Source organism: Clostridium sp. 1001270J_160509_D11 (assembly GCF_015667935.1).
Classification (GTDB): Bacteria; Bacillota; Clostridia; order Peptostreptococcales; family Peptostreptococcaceae; genus Intestinibacter.
Genome location: NZ_JADPET010000047.1, coordinates 1 through 18,416, shown reverse-complemented (window position 1 = coordinate 18,416; position 18,416 = coordinate 1). Strand labels below are relative to the sequence as shown.

The 18,416-nt window shown below is 28.2% G+C and carries 14 protein-coding genes; 2 read left to right on the top strand and 12 right to left on the bottom strand.

The annotated features are described in order from the left end of the window. Positions 1 to 31 precede the first annotated feature (31 nt). Positions 32 to 1,267: an aminotransferase class I/II-fold pyridoxal phosphate-dependent enzyme gene (locus I4U58_RS06350; RefSeq protein WP_207743836.1), complete on the bottom strand. Its 1,236-nt coding sequence runs from the start codon at positions 1,265 to 1,267 to the stop codon at positions 32 to 34. A gap of 205 nt (positions 1,268 to 1,472) precedes the next feature. On the opposite strand from I4U58_RS06350, the gene I4U58_RS06345 reads away from it, so the two are divergent. Then, positions 1,473 to 1,658 (top strand): hypothetical protein, encoded by a 186-nt coding sequence (locus tag I4U58_RS06345; protein ID WP_195930190.1) that lies wholly within the window; start codon positions 1,473 to 1,475, stop codon positions 1,656 to 1,658. A gap of 41 nt (positions 1,659 to 1,699) precedes the next feature. Here I4U58_RS06345 and I4U58_RS06340 read toward each other — a convergent pair whose 3' ends face one another. The 4 genes from I4U58_RS06340 to I4U58_RS06325 all read right to left on the bottom strand — a co-directional run bounded on the left by I4U58_RS06340 (position 1,700) and on the right by I4U58_RS06325 (position 5,559). Continuing rightward, positions 1,700 to 1,888, bottom strand: a complete 189-nt coding sequence (locus I4U58_RS06340) for a hypothetical protein (RefSeq protein WP_243269574.1) — start codon at positions 1,886 to 1,888, stop codon at positions 1,700 to 1,702. 145 nt (positions 1,889 to 2,033) lie between these two features. Next, a complete protein-coding gene (locus I4U58_RS06335; protein WP_195930188.1) occupies positions 2,034 to 2,492 on the bottom strand; it encodes a DUF134 domain-containing protein in 459 nt (152 codons plus the stop codon). Between the two features lie 187 nt (positions 2,493 to 2,679). After that, positions 2,680 to 3,531 carry an Mrp/NBP35 family ATP-binding protein gene (locus tag I4U58_RS06330; protein ID WP_195930187.1) on the bottom strand — a complete coding sequence of 284 codons (852 nt, stop codon included), beginning with the start codon at positions 3,529 to 3,531 and terminating at the stop codon, positions 2,680 to 2,682. Between the two features lie 126 nt (positions 3,532 to 3,657). Continuing rightward, a complete protein-coding gene (locus I4U58_RS06325) occupies positions 3,658 to 5,559 on the bottom strand; it encodes a PAS domain-containing sensor histidine kinase (protein ID WP_195930186.1) in 1,902 nt (633 codons plus the stop codon). Positions 5,560 to 5,737: 178 nt separating this feature from the next. Here I4U58_RS06325 and ssb point away from each other — a divergent pair, with 178 nt between their 5' ends. After that, positions 5,738 to 6,163: a single-stranded DNA-binding protein gene (ssb, locus tag I4U58_RS06320; RefSeq protein ID WP_195930185.1), complete on the top strand. Its 426-nt coding sequence runs from the start codon at positions 5,738 to 5,740 to the stop codon at positions 6,161 to 6,163. A 78-nt stretch (positions 6,164 to 6,241) separates the two neighbouring features. Here ssb and I4U58_RS06315 read toward each other — a convergent pair whose 3' ends face one another. The 7 genes from I4U58_RS06315 to I4U58_RS06285 all read right to left on the bottom strand — a co-directional run bounded on the left by I4U58_RS06315 (position 6,242) and on the right by I4U58_RS06285 (position 18,179). Beyond that, positions 6,242 to 8,122, bottom strand: a complete 1,881-nt coding sequence (locus I4U58_RS06315) for a glycoside hydrolase family 13 protein (RefSeq protein WP_195930184.1) — start codon at positions 8,120 to 8,122, stop codon at positions 6,242 to 6,244. A gap of 6 nt (positions 8,123 to 8,128) precedes the next feature. Continuing rightward, positions 8,129 to 10,555 (bottom strand): glycogen/starch/alpha-glucan phosphorylase, encoded by a 2,427-nt coding sequence (locus I4U58_RS06310; RefSeq protein WP_195930183.1) that lies wholly within the window; start codon positions 10,553 to 10,555, stop codon positions 8,129 to 8,131. Between the two features lie 173 nt (positions 10,556 to 10,728). Beyond that, positions 10,729 to 12,165 carry a glycogen synthase GlgA gene (gene glgA, locus I4U58_RS06305; RefSeq protein ID WP_195930182.1) on the bottom strand — a complete coding sequence of 479 codons (1,437 nt, stop codon included), beginning with the start codon at positions 12,163 to 12,165 and terminating at the stop codon, positions 10,729 to 10,731. A 16-nt stretch (positions 12,166 to 12,181) separates the two neighbouring features. Beyond that, positions 12,182 to 13,312 (bottom strand): glucose-1-phosphate adenylyltransferase subunit GlgD, encoded by a 1,131-nt coding sequence (glgD, locus tag I4U58_RS06300; protein WP_195930181.1) that lies wholly within the window; start codon positions 13,310 to 13,312, stop codon positions 12,182 to 12,184. Positions 13,313 to 13,385: 73 nt separating this feature from the next. Further along, the gene (locus tag I4U58_RS06295) at positions 13,386 to 14,516 is read right to left on the bottom strand and encodes a glucose-1-phosphate adenylyltransferase (protein ID WP_195930180.1); all 1,131 of its coding nucleotides are present in this window, start codon (positions 14,514 to 14,516) and stop codon (positions 13,386 to 13,388) included. Between the two features lie 210 nt (positions 14,517 to 14,726). Then, on the bottom strand, positions 14,727 to 17,048 hold the full coding sequence (gene glgB, locus I4U58_RS06290) for a 1,4-alpha-glucan branching protein GlgB (protein WP_243269573.1): 2,322 nt from the start codon (positions 17,046 to 17,048) through the stop codon (positions 14,727 to 14,729). Positions 17,049 to 17,204: 156 nt separating this feature from the next. Then, the gene (locus I4U58_RS06285) at positions 17,205 to 18,179 is read right to left on the bottom strand and encodes an SPFH domain-containing protein (protein ID WP_195930179.1); all 975 of its coding nucleotides are present in this window, start codon (positions 18,177 to 18,179) and stop codon (positions 17,205 to 17,207) included. Between the last annotated feature and the right edge of the window lie 237 nt (positions 18,180 to 18,416).

The window sequence follows — 18,416 nt, the reverse complement described above, 5'->3', positions numbered from 1 at the left end:
TATATATTACTTTTCTTTTTTATTTTAATTACTATATCTTATCTAGTACTTCTTTTATTATAGCCGGAGCTTTTCTACATTTAGATTTTTCAACTGCGCAAACAGCAAATCTCAATCCCATTTTTAAAGGAACTAAGTAAAGATTTTCTTTTGCTAATTCTTCACACGCCTTCATAGGGTCGTCACATGGTATACTTATAAAGAATCCATCTCTATAAGGTAAAATATCAAGTCCACATTCTTTAGCTCCTTCAACAAAAGAATTAGCTCTTACTAAAAGCATATCTTTATATGAATTCTTTTCAGTTTCATATTCTTCATATTTTTTACTATCTGCAACTATTTGTGATAATACAGCCATAGCTCCTCTATTACAGTTTGACCAAGTTGCTCTGCATGAATGCATTAATGAATAGTAAAACTCTTCTGCTACATCTTTATCTGAAGATATACCTATTGCAGCACCCATTCTCATACCATATGCCGTAAATCCTTTTGACATACTAAATGCAACTATTGTAAGTATATTACTTGGTAAATTTCCAAATTTCTTAAAGAATTTTCTACTTGCATCGTCATCTCTAACAAAATCAATATAAGCAACATCCACAAGAAATACTATCTTCTTTGTAGTATCTTTCGCTGCTTCTTTTGTCAAATCTAATACTTTATCCCATTCTTCATCAGTTAAACTATATCCTGTTGGATTATTACCTGGTGAATTTATTATTGTAAATATTCTACCTTGTTTATTTAGAATTTCAGTAAATTTTTCGCTAAATGATGATATATTGAAGTTTCCTTTTTCATCAAATAAAGAGTAATTTTGTATTCCTCTTTTTGTTTCTTCTCCTATTATTCCATATGGAGACCAATACCAATCTGAAACTAATACATCTTCCCCTTCATCAGTATAATTATACATAGCTAATTTTATGGCACCACTACCACCTGGTGAAGCTACTACTTTAACATATCCTTCTGGCTCATTTCCTTTAAAGCAAACTTTTTTTACTGCCTCTTGGTATTCTGGTTGACCTCCTATAGAAGCATATGCTGAAATTTCTTCATTAGGTAAACTTTTAAGCTGGTCATACACTGTTTTCATAGCTATTAATTTACCATTGTCGTCCATTAAAGCTCCTATTGTTGCATTAATAACCTTATCTTTTCCATATTGCGCCTCAGCTGCTTGCGCCCTTTCTGATAAGCTAAATATTATATCATTTTCTTTTGGCCATTTAGCATGTTCTGCCACCATACTCATATAAATCACCCCTAATTTTAAAATAATTACATTATATGTTGATACCTTACTTATATAATAATAAATTCCAGTTATAGGAATGTCAATAATAAAGATATAATATTTTATGAAAATTCTTGAAATTAAATATTTCCAATTTATGTTTATTTATATCAAAAACTTCTATATAATTTAGGTATAGTATGAATTTTAAGGGGTGATATATATGGCTGCAGGCTGTTCAATGGAAAGAGGTATTCACGAAGAAGTTCTTTATAAACAAATAAAAGAAGTTGGATATTCTGATGCAGATTTACTAAAATTAATATCTGATAGAGAAAAAAAGGGGATTATTAATGACTTTGTTTATAGAGCTTACATAAGATTAGCTAAAGAAAGAGGTTTAAAATAATATAATCATATTTTTTAAAAAGGGATCTGAATAAATTAGTTTTATTTCAGATCCTTTTCTTGTCTAAATTTCATCCTTAAATTTTTGAAAAATCTTCTCATTAGATATATTTCATAAGTCATTGCAACGCAACAAATAAGCCTTGTTGTCATGTCTGTAGTATGTAGAGCAACTCTTGTGAAATATAAAAATAAAATTAAATCTACTACAAATATAAGTACATCTAACATCAATTTATTCATCTCCTAAACAAAAAGCTCTGATTTAAACCAGAGCTTTCTATATTCTTCCTAATAATATCAAATTTTAATACTTAAGTCAATATCGCCTATATACTATGCTAAGAAACCTATCTCGTTATATATATTAACTCTATTATTTTTTATTATGCCATTTTTTATAAATACTTTGTTTTTCACTTCCCATAACTTCTGTAGAATAGCACTTAGGGCATACTATCTTATCATGTTCATATTTTATAGTATAAGTATATCCACATTTAGCACATCTAAACTGACAAAACTTTGTTGTATAATTTTCTTCAGAAATTGAAATTATCTTTTGCTGTGTCAATGCTATTGCTATTTTTTTTCGTGCACATTGAATTATATTTTGGAAAGTTTCGCATGAAATTGCCATTTTGCTGGCACATTCCTCTATTGTTAGTCCTTCGACATCTTTTAGACGTATTGCCTCTATTTCATCTACCCTTACTTCAATTTCTTCAATCTCGCTACTTTTTTTACCAAAAGGAGCAAAATAATTCCCCTCTGGATAAAATCTAACCATATTATATAAAAGTTTAACCATTCTAAATCTTGTAGATTTTATCATTATTAATCCCTCCTATACTATCGAGATTAAATTATAAAATATTACTTATTACATTTTATAGTTTAAAGATAATTATATTCCTTTAAAAATACAACTATAACTTAATTTATAATATATGCAATAAAATAGCGCTACTATTAGAATTTTAAATTAGTAACGCTATTTTGAGTGTTTATTTTGTCTATATCTAAGCTTTTTTTACTTCTATATCTTTTAATGAATTTAATAAGTTTATAACTATAGGATTGAATAATCCTTCAACCTCTTCGTCGCCATCTTTATAAACTCCAACAGACACATTTCCAAGTCCTGCATTCATAGGTAATGTTCCAAGTAAGTTTAATTGTAAATCATCCAATAATTTTTCAGTATCATTTCCTTTAAATATTTGTATTTTATTTCCACAGTCTGGGCAGACTATATAACTCATATTTTCAACTAAACCTATTATTTCTATGTTTAATTTTCTGACCATATTTACAGCTTTAGCAACTATCATTGATACCATATCTTGTGGTACTGAAACCATAACTATTCCGTTAATTGGAATTGATTGCATAACTGTCAGTGAAACATCACCTGTTCCTGGAGGCATATCTATTAATAAGTAGTCTAATTCTCCCCAGATTACATCTGTATAGAATTGTTTTACAGTATTAGATATCATTGCTCCTCTCCAAATTACTGGTTGATTTTCATCTTCTAATAATAAATTAAGTGACATTACTTTAATTCCATCAGAGCTTTGAACTGGATATATACAGTTATTAGGAGCTCCCATTGCCTTTGCATCCTTAACACCTAAAAGTCTTGGTATACTTGGACCTGTTATATCTGCGTCTAACACCCCTACTTTATATCCTTGTTTTGCTAAGTTTCTTGCTATAAGTGCAGATACAGTAGATTTTCCTACTCCACCTTTACCACTCATAACACCTATGATTTTTTTTATATTATTTAGAGGGTTGTTTTGAATACCACAACTTTGTTGGTCTTTTCCACATTCCCCTTTAGATGGACATGATCCACAGTTTGACATTTCTAATTCCTCCTTAATTGTTTTTAACATTTGTTGCTAAGTAAATGATAGTATTTTTACCATTTGTTGTCAATTCATGATTTTTTATTTATTTTACTTTTAGGTTTAATTTTATATTCATTAGTTTTACATATATATATCAGAAAATTCCACATCCATCATATTTATTTTATTTTCTTCACATTTTAAATAATGTTTTTTATTATTTTTATTTATTCTTCTTGGTAAAGTAAATATTGTCGAACATCCTTTACCTTCTTCACTTTCTATCTTTACACTTCCATCATGCATCTGAATTAGTGATTTTACTATATAAAGTCCGATTCCACTTCCTTCACGCTCACTTTTCATTTTTGTTCTAACTTGTTCAAATCTTTCAAAAATAGTTGGTATTTTATCTTTAGGTATTCCAATACCTTCATCCTTAACTTCTACAACAACATCTTTTTCCTCTAATCTTACATTTATAAATATTGTCCCATTTTCTTTATTAAATTTAACTGCGTTTGATAGTAGATTTAGCAATACTCGTTCTATCAAATCAGGGTCAAAGCTAATAATCTCTTCTTCTACATCTGTATCAAATACTAAGTTCATGTGCTTTGATTTAATAAAATGAAGTACAGAAGAACATGTATCTTCTATAAAGCTTATTATATCCGCATTTATCGGATGTATATCTATACTTTCTGAATCAATTTTTGTAGAATCGATTAAATTATTTATTAATTTGATTAATCTAAATGTATTTTGCTGCATTATATTTATATATTTTGAAAAGTAATTATAATTATTCTTATCTAAAGTGTCTAATTTTAATTTTAATACTTGTATAGAGCTTAAAATTATGTTTACAGGGGTTCTAAGTTCATGAGATATATTTGTAAAAAAATCTAATCGTATTTTTTCTTTTTCTTCTTCTATATTTACATCTTTTGTTACATCAGTTAATATTCCTATTCTTTTTATAACTTCTCCACATTCATCATGTATAGGTAAAAATTTATATTGTATCCATTTTTCTTTTCCATTTTTTAATTTAGCTTTCGATCTACCTTCATTTAATTCATTAAATTTATAATTATCTAATATTCCATATGGCTGCTTTTCATTTTTAAAAAAATCATTAAATTTATATACATCATGTGCATAATAATCACATGATTCTTCAAATACATTTTCATAAGATGGACTCATATATATTATGTTTTTTTCGTCTCTTATAAAAAATACAGATTCACAGTATTTTGTTATTTCTTTAAAAGTTTTCTCATTATTTTTTAAATTTTCATAAAATCTCGCTCTACTTTTACCATTAATAGCAATTCCCATTGTTCCTATTGGTTTATTTTCGTTATCTAATAAAGGCCATATAGTAGTATCTACATTTTGGTCTCCACCATGTAGTGAGAATGTCTCTTCAAAAATTTTTATTATATTTTCCCTTATAACTTCTTCCTCATTAGCTCTGAATGTATCACATTGTTTTTTAGGCCAAATATCATAGCTATTAAGCCCTTCTACACTCATTTTATCTGTAAAACCAACCTCATCTAGCCAAGTTTGATTTACAGTTACATAGTTTCCTTTTATATCTTTTACCCAAAAATAAATATCATTAGATTTATCTAATATCTCTGTAAATCTAAAAATTTCTTGCTCAAAATTAGATTTACACATAAATATAAAAAATTCCTCTAGATAATAACCATCAACCTTTAAATTTATTCCATATGATTTTTCTCCAAAATTTATACTCTCTAATTTATTTTTTTCAATTCTTTCTAATAATTCGTATATCTCTATCCCCTGTCTATTTGCTTTAAATTTATCTTTAATGATGTCTTTTAAAATATCTATATCTAAATTATTTTTTTTTAACATCTTTTTCAAAATATCTACAAATGATTTATTGTAGTCTACAATATCAAAATCAATATAATTCCCATTTTCATCTTTCTGAGCATTAACTTTTAGGAATCCCTCTCCACTATTTCTTAGGATTTGTTCATAAATTTTTCTACTCATAATCATACCCCTTTTTTTAACGTTCGAGTTTAAGTATAATTTTTTCAAATATATTAAATCATTATATTAATATATTATATTTTTTTAGTAAAAAATCCTTTTTTATACTTTATATTTGTATAAATAATCCATTTTTGTCAATAATCCTTATTAAAAGTAGTAAAAAGGTGGTGCTTTTATGAATATTGTCAATTTAGTTGGCAGGCTTGTTTATGATCCAGAATTAAAATATATAAATAATGACAGAGCTTTATGCACATTTTGTCTAGCAGTATCTAGAAATTATAGAAATAAAGATGGCGTAATTCCAACAGATTTCATATATATAGATATTTGGGGAAGAAAGGCAGAAGTACTATGTCAATATGCATCTAAAGGCTCTTTAATCGCTGTAGAAGGTTCACTAAGAATAGACAAATATTTAGATAAAGATGGTGAAAGTAAAACAAAATCAAGAATATATGCAACTAATTTTCATTTTTTAGGTCATAAACATCCCGAAAATGATACTCATAAACTTTTTGATAATAAAACTTTATTTAATGAAGTAATAAATAAAGAGTCACAAAATGAAGAAATATCAGAAGAGCAAATTCCGTTTTAATTAAAACTTCATATTAAAAAAATCTATGGAATATGTATTCCATAGATTTTCTATTTTTATACAAAATATTATTAAATTTTAATTATATATTTTAAATATTCTATATGATTTTGAATCTATATTGATAGTAAATCTTCCATCTACTGATACAGTTTTTTCAGCATTATTGATTAATGAATATATTATACTTTCTTCTTCTATACAATTTGTTTTTAGATTTATATTGATAGTTTGTTTCTTATCACTTCTATTTAAGATAATTAATTCTCTATCATCATCATTGTATCTTATATATGCAAATACTTCATCATTTCCTAAATAAATAAATTCAGTATCACCTAATGTAAATACTTTATTTCTATTTCTAAATTGACCACAATGTCTATAAAAATCCATTATCTCCATATCTTCATTTTTCCAAGGATATGTTTTTCTATTTTCTGGATCTTTTCCACCTTCAAGACCTGCTTCGTCACCATAATAAATATATGGTACTCCTTCAAAACTCATTTGAGCTAGGATAGCCAATTTCAATAAATCTTTGTCAGATTTTAATGCTGTTTTAACTCTTTCAATATCATGGCTACTCAATAAATTTAAATTTGATTTAAAAGCTTCTTTTGGATAATTTTCTTTTAGTGTTATAAATAAATCATTTAATTTCCAAGATGGTATTTTTCCAGTTAAAAAATCAACTATATTGTCTCTAAATGGATATCCCAAAACACTATCTAATTGACTTCCAAGGAAATAACTTCTCCTCTCTCCATAACTTATCTTATTAGAAGCATCTTCCCATACTTCACCTATTAATATTGACTCAGAATCATTTTTTGTAGTTTCTTTTTTTAATTCTTCTATAAATTTACTTGGAAGTTCATCAGCTACATCTAACCTCCAACCTTTAACTCCCATATCCATCCATTTATTTATTACACTGTCTTTATCATAGATAATATAATCCATAAATGAAGGCTCTAACTCATTTGTATCAGGTAGTGATTCCACTCCCCACCAACATTTGTATTTATTTGAGCCTGGTTTAAACTTAAACCAAGATCTATATGGTGAGTTTTCAGATTGATAAGCACCTATGCTATCATAGTTATTAAATTTATTGAAGTATAAACTATCTGCTCCAACATGACTAAATACACCATCTAATACAATAGATATTCCCTTTTCTGCTGCTTTATCTATTAACTCTTTAAATATTTCTTCATCTCCAAACATAGGGTCTATCTTTTTATAGTTTCCAGTATCGTATTTGTGATTACTTGAAGATTCAAATATAGGACTTAGATATATAATGCTGACCCCTAATCTCTTTAGATATCCAAGTTTGTTGATTATACCTTTAAGATTTCCTCCATGGAAATCCCATCTCGCTACCTCTCCATTTTTATCTTTTATATACATTGGTTCATCGTCCCAATTTCCATATAAAAATGAATTTTTCTTTGGATTGTCAACTTTTCCATTTCTATTTCCATTATTAAATCTATCTACAAATACATGGTATAAAATCCCCTCTTTAAACCATGAAGGAACTTTATAATCTTCATATACTGTTAATTGATATTTATTTAGATTTTCATAAGTATATTCACAAGCCATTCCATTATTATGTGTTTTTCCATAAAATAGCGTTCTATCTTCACCATATATATTTAATTCAACTACAAAGAAATAATAATATACTGCTGGAGTTTGTAGTGGAGCAATTTCAACTGAATACTCTCTAATATCATTATATTCTGATACCTGTTTTAAATCTAACTCTCTTACAATTACAGGTTTTAGGTTTTCATCTTCTTTTTCTATTATTAATTTTATACTATACACATTAAAGTTCTTGTTAACTTTCACTTTAATTGTTGCATTTTGGGAAATCTTTAAAGCTCCAAATGGAGCCTTAAAGTTTCTATCCCATGAATTGTATCTCATAACATCCGCCATATTATCTTACACCTCTTTAAACCAAATATCATGTATATATTCTTCTATAGTTCTATCACTAGAGAAAAATCCTGAACACGCTGTATTTTTCAATGATATTTTATTCCAAAGGTCTTTATTTATATAAAGTTCTTGTAAACTCTTTTGCGCTTCAATATAAGAGTAAAAATCTCTCAATACAAAGTATTCGTCATTATAAGTTATTAAAGAATCGTATATTGCAATTCCATCTTTTCCTAAACCAGGTATAAATCCATTAACTAAATCGTCTACTACTCTTTTGATTTTTCTATCACTGTGGTATAAATCTTTTGAAGAATATCCACCGAATTTATTGTATTCTAAAACTTGTTCTGCATTTAGTCCAAATATAAACATATTTTCTTTTCCGACTTGTTCAGAAATTTCTACATTTGCACCATCCATAGTTGCTAAAGTTATAGCGCCATTCATCATAAGCTTCATATTACCTGTTCCTGATGCTTCTTTAGTAGTGGTAGATATTTGTTCACTTACATCAGCTGCTGGTATTATTTTTTCTGCTATAGATACACCATAATTTTCAACAAATACTACTTTTATTTTGTTGTTTACTCTTGAATCGTTGTTTATTAAATCTGCAACACTGTTTATAAGTTTTATTATACATTTTGCTAAATAATATCCTGGTGCTGCTTTTGCTCCAAATATAAATGTACGCGGTACTAATTCCATCTGTGGATTATCTAATAATTCATGATATAGATAAAGAATATGAAGTACATTTAATAATTGTCTCTTATATGCATGTAGTCTTTTTATTTGTACATCAAATATTGAATCAGGATCGACTTGTATACCTTGTTTTTTATATATATAATCAGCCAATTTTACCTTATTATTGTGTTTTATTTGGCCAATTCTATTTAAAACCTTTTTATCATCTAAGTATTTTTCTAAATCTTTTAGTTTTGTAGTATCTCTCTTCCACTCATCACCAATTAACTCAGTAATAAAATCAGAAAGCTCTGGATTACAACTCATCAACCATCTTCTATGAGCTATACCATTTGTTTTATTGTTGAATTTGTATGGTTCGTCGTAGTAAAAATCTTTTAATGCTTCTTTTTTTAGAATTTCAGTATGAAGTTTAGCTACACCATTTACACTGTGACTTCCTCTGATACATAGATGTGCCATTCTGACTTCACCATTATAGATAATTCTCATATAATTGATTTTACCCCAGTCATTGTTATATTTACTTTGTAAATAATCAACATATCTTCTGTCTATTTCTTCTATTATCATATAAATTCGTGGTAATAGTTTTTTGATCATTTCAACTGGCCATTTTTCTAAAGCCTCTGCCAAAATTGTATGATTTGTATATGACATAACTCTAGTAGTTATATCCCATGCCTCATCCCAAGAAAATCCTTCGTCATCTAGAAGTATTCTCATTAATTCTGGAATACATAAAGTAGGATGAGTATCATTTATATGGATAGCTACCTTTTTTGGTAAATCCCTTAAACTAACTTTATGTTTTTTACATTTTCTTATTATATCTTGTAATCCTGCACTTACAAAGAAATACTCTTGTTTTAATCTCAATAATCTGCCTGCATAGTTTGAATCATTTGGATATAAAACTTGTGATATTTCTTCTGCATAGTATTTATATTTTAGTGCATCTTCATAACTACCATCTTGACTTTTTGCATTTCTAGTAACTTCAGAAAAATCCCTATTTAAAACTTCACTCTTCCATAATCTAAGAGTATTTATGCATTCATTATGATATCCTATTATCGGTATATCATAAGGCATAGCCATAATAGGTATATAATTTTCATGAACTACAGCAAGATTGCCGTCAGCTTTTTGTCTTAAATAAGCATCTCCTTCAAATTTTACTACGACAGCTCTATTAGGTCTTACTGTTTCCCAAGGATACTGTCCATTTTTTAGCCAGTTATCTGGTAGCTCAACTTGTGTTCCGTTTACAAATTTTTGTTCAAATAAACCATATTTATATCTTATACCATAACCATGGCCACTAATTCCAACTGATGCCATTGAGTCTAAAAAGCATGCTGCTAATCTGCCCAATCCACCATTTCCTAGACCTGGGTCTGGTTCTGTTTCTATTATTTCATCTAGATTAATACCTAGTTCTTTAAGTCCTTGCTCTATTTCATGTTCAACATCTAAATTTAATAAATTAGATTCCAACTGTCTTCCTATTAAAAACTCCATTGAAAAATAAAATACAGCCTTTTCTTTGTCAATTCTAGTTCCAACCCATTCTTTAGCTATAAAATCTTTAATAACACAACATAAAACTCTAAAAATCTCATCTTTACTTGCTTCTTCTACGGGTTGGGCATATAGACTGTACATTTTTGTTTTAAAAGCATGTTTAAATTTTTTTTTGCTAATTGATATCATAAGCCATCTCCCTTACTATACAAAAATAACCCCTTTTTCACATAAAAGGGTAACGCACTTGCCTAAGCAAGTGCCTAAAATTATATTTATTTGAATTTATATCTAAATATAATTTCCCCTAATATATCTTTTTGCATTCTGTCACTTTAAATTATTTATTGATAGAAATTTTATTATATGCTCTTATATACATTGATGTAGTCTTTAGCTGATTTTCTCCAACTATTATCAGTATTCATAGCATTTCTAACTAATATGTTCCATGTATTTCTATCGTATTGGTATAATCTCAATGCTTTTTGTAATGTGAAGAACATTTCATGAGCATTGTAATTTGAGAAACTAAATCCGTTTCCTTCTTTAGTATATTGATTATAAGGGTTTACTGTGTCTCTTAATCCACCAGTTTCTCTAACTATTGGTAGTGTACCATATCTCATAGCTATCATTTGACCTATTCCGCATGGTTCAAATAATGAAGGCATTAAGAATATATCACTAGCTGCGTATATTTGTTGGGCTAATGAACTATCAAAAGTTATATTAGCTGATACCTTATGAGGATAGTGAGAATCATAATAATGGAACATTGATTGATATTGATTTTCTCCTGTTCCTAATATAACTAATTGTAAATTTTCATTTATAATCTCTGGCATCATAAAAGATATTAAATCTAAACCTTTTTGTGAAACCAATCTAGATACTATACCTACCATTGGAATATTTGGGTTAACTTCTAATTTTAAAAGTTTTTGTAATTCAATTTTGTTTTGTACTTTTCTATCTAGCGAGTTTATATCATAATTCACAAATATATTTGGATCTGTTTGTGGATTATTTATATCGTAATCTATTCCATTTAAAATACCTACTAATTTATGTTGGTTTGATCTTATCAATCCATCTAAAGTATTTCCATAGAATTCTGTTTTTATTTCGCCTGCATAAGTTGGACTTACTGTTGAAACTTTATCAGCAAAATTTATACCAGCTTTCATAAAGTTTATTTGTCCATGGTATTCTATATCTCCATTATAGAAATGACCAGGGTCTACATCTAATACATCTCCAAGTATTTCTTTTGGGAAAATACCTTGATATTGTAAATTATGTATAGTATACATAGTTTTAATATTTCTATATCTTGGTATATAGCTGTATTTTTCTTTTAATAGTAATGGTAGCATTCCTGTATGCCAATCATTCATATTGATTACATCAGGATAAAAACCTAATTTATCTATAGATTTTAAGACAGCGTTTGTGAAGAATAGAAATCTTTCTGCATCATCTCCATGTCCATATATACTGTCTGCTCCATCTCTTTTAAAGTAGTATTCATTATCTATGAAGTAGAATGTTACTCCATCTAATTCTAATTGCTCTACTCCACAGTATTGACTTCTCCATGCTACATCAACACTAAATTCTCCTACTTTTTTTAGTCTGTCTTTTAAGTATGTAGGTATTGTTGAGTATTTTGGAATCATTACCCTAACATCTACACCTTCTCTTTTTAATGCTTTAGGTAATGCATATGCAACATCGCCTAAGCCTCCTGTTTTAGCAAAGGGCCAACACTCTGCTGTCACATAAAGGACCTTCATTTTTTCTACCCCCTTATTAAACTGTTTCATTTTTCTCAATTACCATCGGATAATCTTTATCTCCTTTTAGTTCTTTATTTGAACTTATAGTTACATTTTTATCTAATATTACGTTTTCTAATACTACGTTATCGCCAATTTTACAACTTTGCATTATTACTGAATTTCTAATAACTGCACCTTTTCCTATTTTTACTTTTCTGAATAAAGTAGAGTCCTGTACTGTACCGTCTATTTGGCAACCAGTTGCTATAAATGACCCTCTTACTTCAGCATCTTCTCCATACATAGTTGGTGCTTGTGATTTATCTTTAGTAAAGATTTTTCTATTTGATCTAAATAATTCTCTAGAAACTTCTTCTGTTAAAAATTCTTTACTTGCTTCATAATAACTTTTTAATGAATTTATACACTTTAAGTAGCCTTCATATTTATAAGCTCCTACTTGTATATTATCTAATTGATTTATTATGTAGTCTTCTATATAAGAGTAAGTTCCCATGCTAGCAATACTATATATACACTCTATAAAGTCTATACGTCTCATTATAAAAGTATCCATACATATATTTGCACTAGGGAAAGTATTTAAGTTGTTACCTACATTTTTTACTCTTTTATCTTTATCTATATTTAAAGTGTTGCAATTTTTAAAGTCTTTATTTGCATTATCAACACGCTTATAAACTATTGTTATGTCGTTGTTTGATTTTTTATGATATTTTAATAAATCATTATAATCTATTGAACAAAGCATATATGATGGTGCAACTATAACATATTCTTCAGGACTTTTTTCTATATAGTCTATATTAGCTAATATTGTATATATGTCGCCTTTTCTATAACCATAATTATTGTTATTTTTAGTGTTTTCTGGACTTAATACATATAGTCCACCTTGTTTTCTACTTAAATCCCAATCTTTGCCGCTACCTAAGTGGTCAGTTAAAGATCTATATTTTTCTCTCGCATATATACCTACATTTGTTATTCCTGAATTAACCATATTTGATAATGTAAAGTCTATTAATCTATATCTTCCTGCTATTGGTATAGTTGCCACTGGTCTGTGGTCTGATAATACATTTACAGATGGATTTTGTATGCTATCTAAATTTATTAAGCCCATGCATTCATTTTTCATAAAAGTTCCCCCTATATTTTTCCTATGTTCTATTTATCTATGTTTTTTATATGTTTTTAATTTCTAAATTTTATTATGCTTTTACTAATTCAAATTCTGATACTACGCTTATTTCATCATCTTCGTCTTTTATTATAGCATTGTCTTCTATAACTGCGCCTTCTGCTATCATAGCTTTTTTGATAACTACATTTTTACCTATTTTAACATTAGGCATTATAACAGAATCTTCTACAACTGAGCCTTCACCAATTTGTACTTTATGTGATAATACTGTGTTTTTTACTATTCCATAAACTCTGCAACCATCTGCAATTAATGATTTTTTAACTGATGCATTTGGTCCTATATATTGTGGTGGAACATCATTTGTATTTGTATAAATTCTCCATTGTGGATCATTTAAATCCACTGCTTCAGGATCGTTTATTAAATCCATATTTGCTTCCCATAAACTTTCTATAGTACCAACGTCTCTCCAATATCCTTTAAATGGATATGCAAACATTGATTGTCCTTCTTTTAACATAGTTGGTATTACATTGTGACCGAAGTCATCTAAGCACTCTCCAGTTTCATCAGCTCTTTTAAAGTATTCTCTTAAAGTTTTCCAGTCAAATATGTAGATACCCATAGAGGCTAAATTACTTTTAGGGTTTTTAGGCTTTTCTTCAAATTCATAAATACTTCCATCTTTATTTGTGTTCATAATTCCAAATCTGCTTGCTTCATCCCATGGCACTTCTATTACAGCAATTGTTGCTTTAGCGCCTTTTTCTTTATGAAAACCTAGCATTTTGCTATAATCCATTTTGTATATGTGATCCCCAGATAAAATTAAAACATATTCTGGATCATAGTCATCTATGAAGTTCATATTTTTCTTTATTGCATTAGCTGTGCCATTAAACCAATGCCCTTCTTTTTCATTCATATATGGTTGAAGTATTGTTACGCCACCATTAACTCTATCTAAATCCCAGTGGTCTCCTATTCCTATATGAGAGTTTAAGATTTGTGGTTTGTATTGAGTTAACACTCCAACTGTATCAATTCCAGAATTAGAGCAGTTGCTTAAAACAAAATCTATTATTCTGTATTTTCCCCCAAATGATACTGCTGGTTTGGCAATTCTTTTTGTAAATACTCCTAGTCTAGAGCCTTGTCCTCCTGCTAAAATCATAGCTAGCATTTCTTTTTTCATATATGGTCCCCTTTCATATAGTCTATCTATATTTTTATATTTTAAAGTTATTAATAAATTTATCTTTTAATAAATTTTTTTATATTTTAAAAATATATTTTGACAAAAGCATATCTAAGTGGAAGTGCCTTTTTATAACAATTATAATATATTTTTATATATTTTTGAGCTAAATTTATCCTTTTTGATATATTTTAAGGATGCTTAACTTTAACTCTTCTTTTTATTATTTTTTTTCTTTTTATTATTTTTTTTAGGTTTTGTTTGTTTAGCTGTAGACTTTTTAGGCTTTGATGTAGTTTCAACATTCTTTTCTACTACTTTCTTTTCCACCTTTGCTACCGGTTCTACCTTTTCAATTTTATCTACTACTTTTTCTTCTACCTTTTTTACTTTTTCTACTACTTTGGAATTAATATTTTTTATAGTTTTATTTTTTTTAACTTCAGTTCCTTTTTTTGCTTTTTTATCAATAGGTTTAATGCCTTTTATTTTTGCTAATTTAGCAGTTTCTTCTTTATTTAATTTTATAAAAGTTGCACCTAGTGGAGGAACTTTTATAGTTATGTGATAATCTTTATTGTGCCATTTCTCATCTATTGAGACTAATTTAGCATTTTCCATTGTTTGATTTGAACCATAATATTTTTCATCATCACTATTTAAAATTTCTTCGTATACACCTTCATAAGGTACCCCTACCTTATAGTCATAATATACATTTGGTGTGAAGTTTAAAACAGCTATTATAAAATCTTCTGGATCTTTACTTAATCTCATTAAAGTAATGATACTTTGGTCTTCATTGTTAGGGTCTATAAAATCAAACCCTTCATATGTATTATCTAATTCATATAATGATTTTTCTTCTTTATATAAATAATTTAAATCTTTTACATAATCTTTTGTTTTTGAATGTTGCTCAATTTCTAGTAGTTGCCACTCTAGCCCATAAGAGTATCTCCACTCTAGCCCTTGTGCAAATTCAGAACCCATAAATAATAGTTTCTTACCTGGATGTATCATATAGTATGCATATAAAAGTCTTAGATTAGCAAATCTTTGCCAATCATCACCAGGCATCTTATCTAATAATGACTTTTTACCATGAACAACTTCATCATGTGATAATGGTAATATAAAATTCTCTGAAAATGCATACATAAATGAGAATGTTATTAAATCATGATGATATTTTCTATAGATAGGGTCCTTCTCCATATATTGTAATGTATCATTCATCCAACCCATATTCCATTTATATGAAAAGCCTAAACCACCACTGTATGTTGGTGCTGTTACCATAGGCCAAGCAGTTGATTCTTCTGCTACTACTATTGGATTGTCAATGTTAGCATATATTACTTCATTTAATTTTCTTAAAAAGTCAATTGCTTCTATATTTTCTTTTCCACCATATTGATTTGCTTCCCAGTCTCCTCCATCATAATCAAGATAAAGCATACTGCTCACTGCATCAACTCTAATTCCATCTACATGATATTCTTTAAACCAGTAAATTGCATTTGAAAGTAAGAAACTTTTTACTTCTGGTTTTCCAACATCAAAATGTGCAGTACCCCAAGCTAGGTTTTCTGCTTTTAATGGACTTGCATATTCATATTGTGCAGAACCGTCAAATCTATAAAGACCATGTATATCTTTACAAAAATGGCTATAAGCAAAGTCTAATATAATTCCAATTCCTAATTCATGCGCTTTATTTACAAATCCCTTAAATTGATCTGGATTACCATATCTGCTTGTAGTTGCATAATATCCGATAGTCTGATATCCCCAACTCATATCTAATGGATATTCTGTTATAGGCATTAATTCTATATGTGTATAGCCCATATCTTTGCAGTACTCAAGCATTTCATAAAGCTCTTCATAATTAAAGAAGCCTCCATCCCATTTTCTCTTCCAAGAACCAAGATGTGCTTCATAAATATTCATCGGTTGCTCAAATATTGATTTGTTCTTTTTTTGTTCTAAGTATTTTTTATCTGACCAATCAAACTCATCTAAGTTAAAAACTTTTGAAGCTGTTTGTGGTCTTAATTCTGCATATGTTCCATATGGGTCAGCTTTTAATCTACTTACTCCATCGCATCCAACAACATTATATTTATATATATCCCCTTGTGATAAATCTGTTGTGAACATAGACCAAATACCAGAATCATTTAAATTTTCAAGTTTATGAGAACTACCATCCCAGTCATTGAAATCCCCCACTAATTGGACTTCCTGTGCATTAGGAGCCCACACCATGAAAGATATTCCTTCTTCCCCGTTGTAATTAACTTTGTGGTTTCCCATATATAGATAACTGTCTAAAGCTTCCCCACTTTTAAAGCTATCTATATTTTCTTCCTTTATTATGTCTAAATAATTAATAGAAAACCCCTCCTTTTTATAAAAGCGTTTATACGCGTCGCTCTTTACTATATTGTAATCCAATTTATGGTAATTGTATACAATATTATTGTTAATAATTGAAGTTTTTTTTCTAATTTTTTCGCTCAAAAACTTTCCATTTTTAGGAAATCATTTTCGTAACTTTTTTAATTAAGTAATTTTTTAATAATATTTTTATAATCAGCCATATTGATAAATAATTAAAATAAAAAACTCCTTTAAAGTGATATTTGTTCAATCACTTCAAAGGAGTTTTATTATTTTCTAAATCATATCTTTTTTATTTATATTATCATCTTGTGCATCACTTAAAACTTCTTTTATTCCTTTAAAAGTTCCTAAGAAGTTTACTGCATCTGATGGCAATACAAGTTTTGTTGATTTTCCTTGGGCAACTTTTTCAAGAGCTTCCATAGATTTAAGTGCTAACATATTGTCGTCTATGTCTGCATCTTTCATAGCCTTAAATACTTGTTCTATTACTATAGACTCACCTTCAGCTTTTGCTTTTGCAACTTCTCTAATAGATTCTGCATCCCCTTGTGCTTTAAGTATTCTAGATTGTTTATCCCCTTCAGCCTCTCTTATCATAGCTTCTTTTTTAGCTTCGGCTCTAAGTATTGCTGATTGTTTTTCACCTTCTGCTCTCAATATAGAAGATTGCTTTTCACCCTCAGCTTGAAGTATAGATTCCCTTCTTTCTCTTTCAGCTCTCATTTGTTTTTCCATAGCTACTTGTATATCATGTGGTGGCATTATATTTTTAAGTTCTACTCTATTTACTTTTATTCCCCATTTATCAGTTGCTTCATCTAAGATTGCTCTCATTTTTGTATTGATAACATCTCTAGATGTTAGTGTTGCGTCTAAATCTAATTCCCCAATAATATTTCTAAGTGTTGTAGCAGTTAAGTTTTCTATCGCTGCATTTGGATTTGCTATTTCAAACACAAATCTTATTGGATCTGTTACTTGGAAATATACTACTGTGTCTATTTGCATTGTAACATTATCCTTTGTGATAACTGGTTGTGGTGGGAAGTCTTCCACCCTTTCTTTTAAGTCAATTCTATAAGATAGTGTGTCTATAAAAGGAACTAAAAAATGTACCCCTGTATCAGCCTTCTTATGGAACTTACCTAATCTCATTATAATCCCTACTGTTGATTGTTGGATTACCTTCACGCATTTAATACTCATTATGACTACGATTATAATTAATATTATAATAACTGGCATATAAAGTACCTCCTTTATTTACTTTTTATTTTATGCTTAAATAATTAAATCATTTGTTTATTTTTACCATTATATTACTATTAAGCAAATTATATCATCTTATATGCTTAGATATAGTTACAAACTAGTATCAAGAAATTAATACTTATTTTTATTGAGATTTATAAAAAATATAACTATTAAAATACCCTCTTATTAATTTTTATTAGATATTTTTTTAATTAGACAATTTTCATA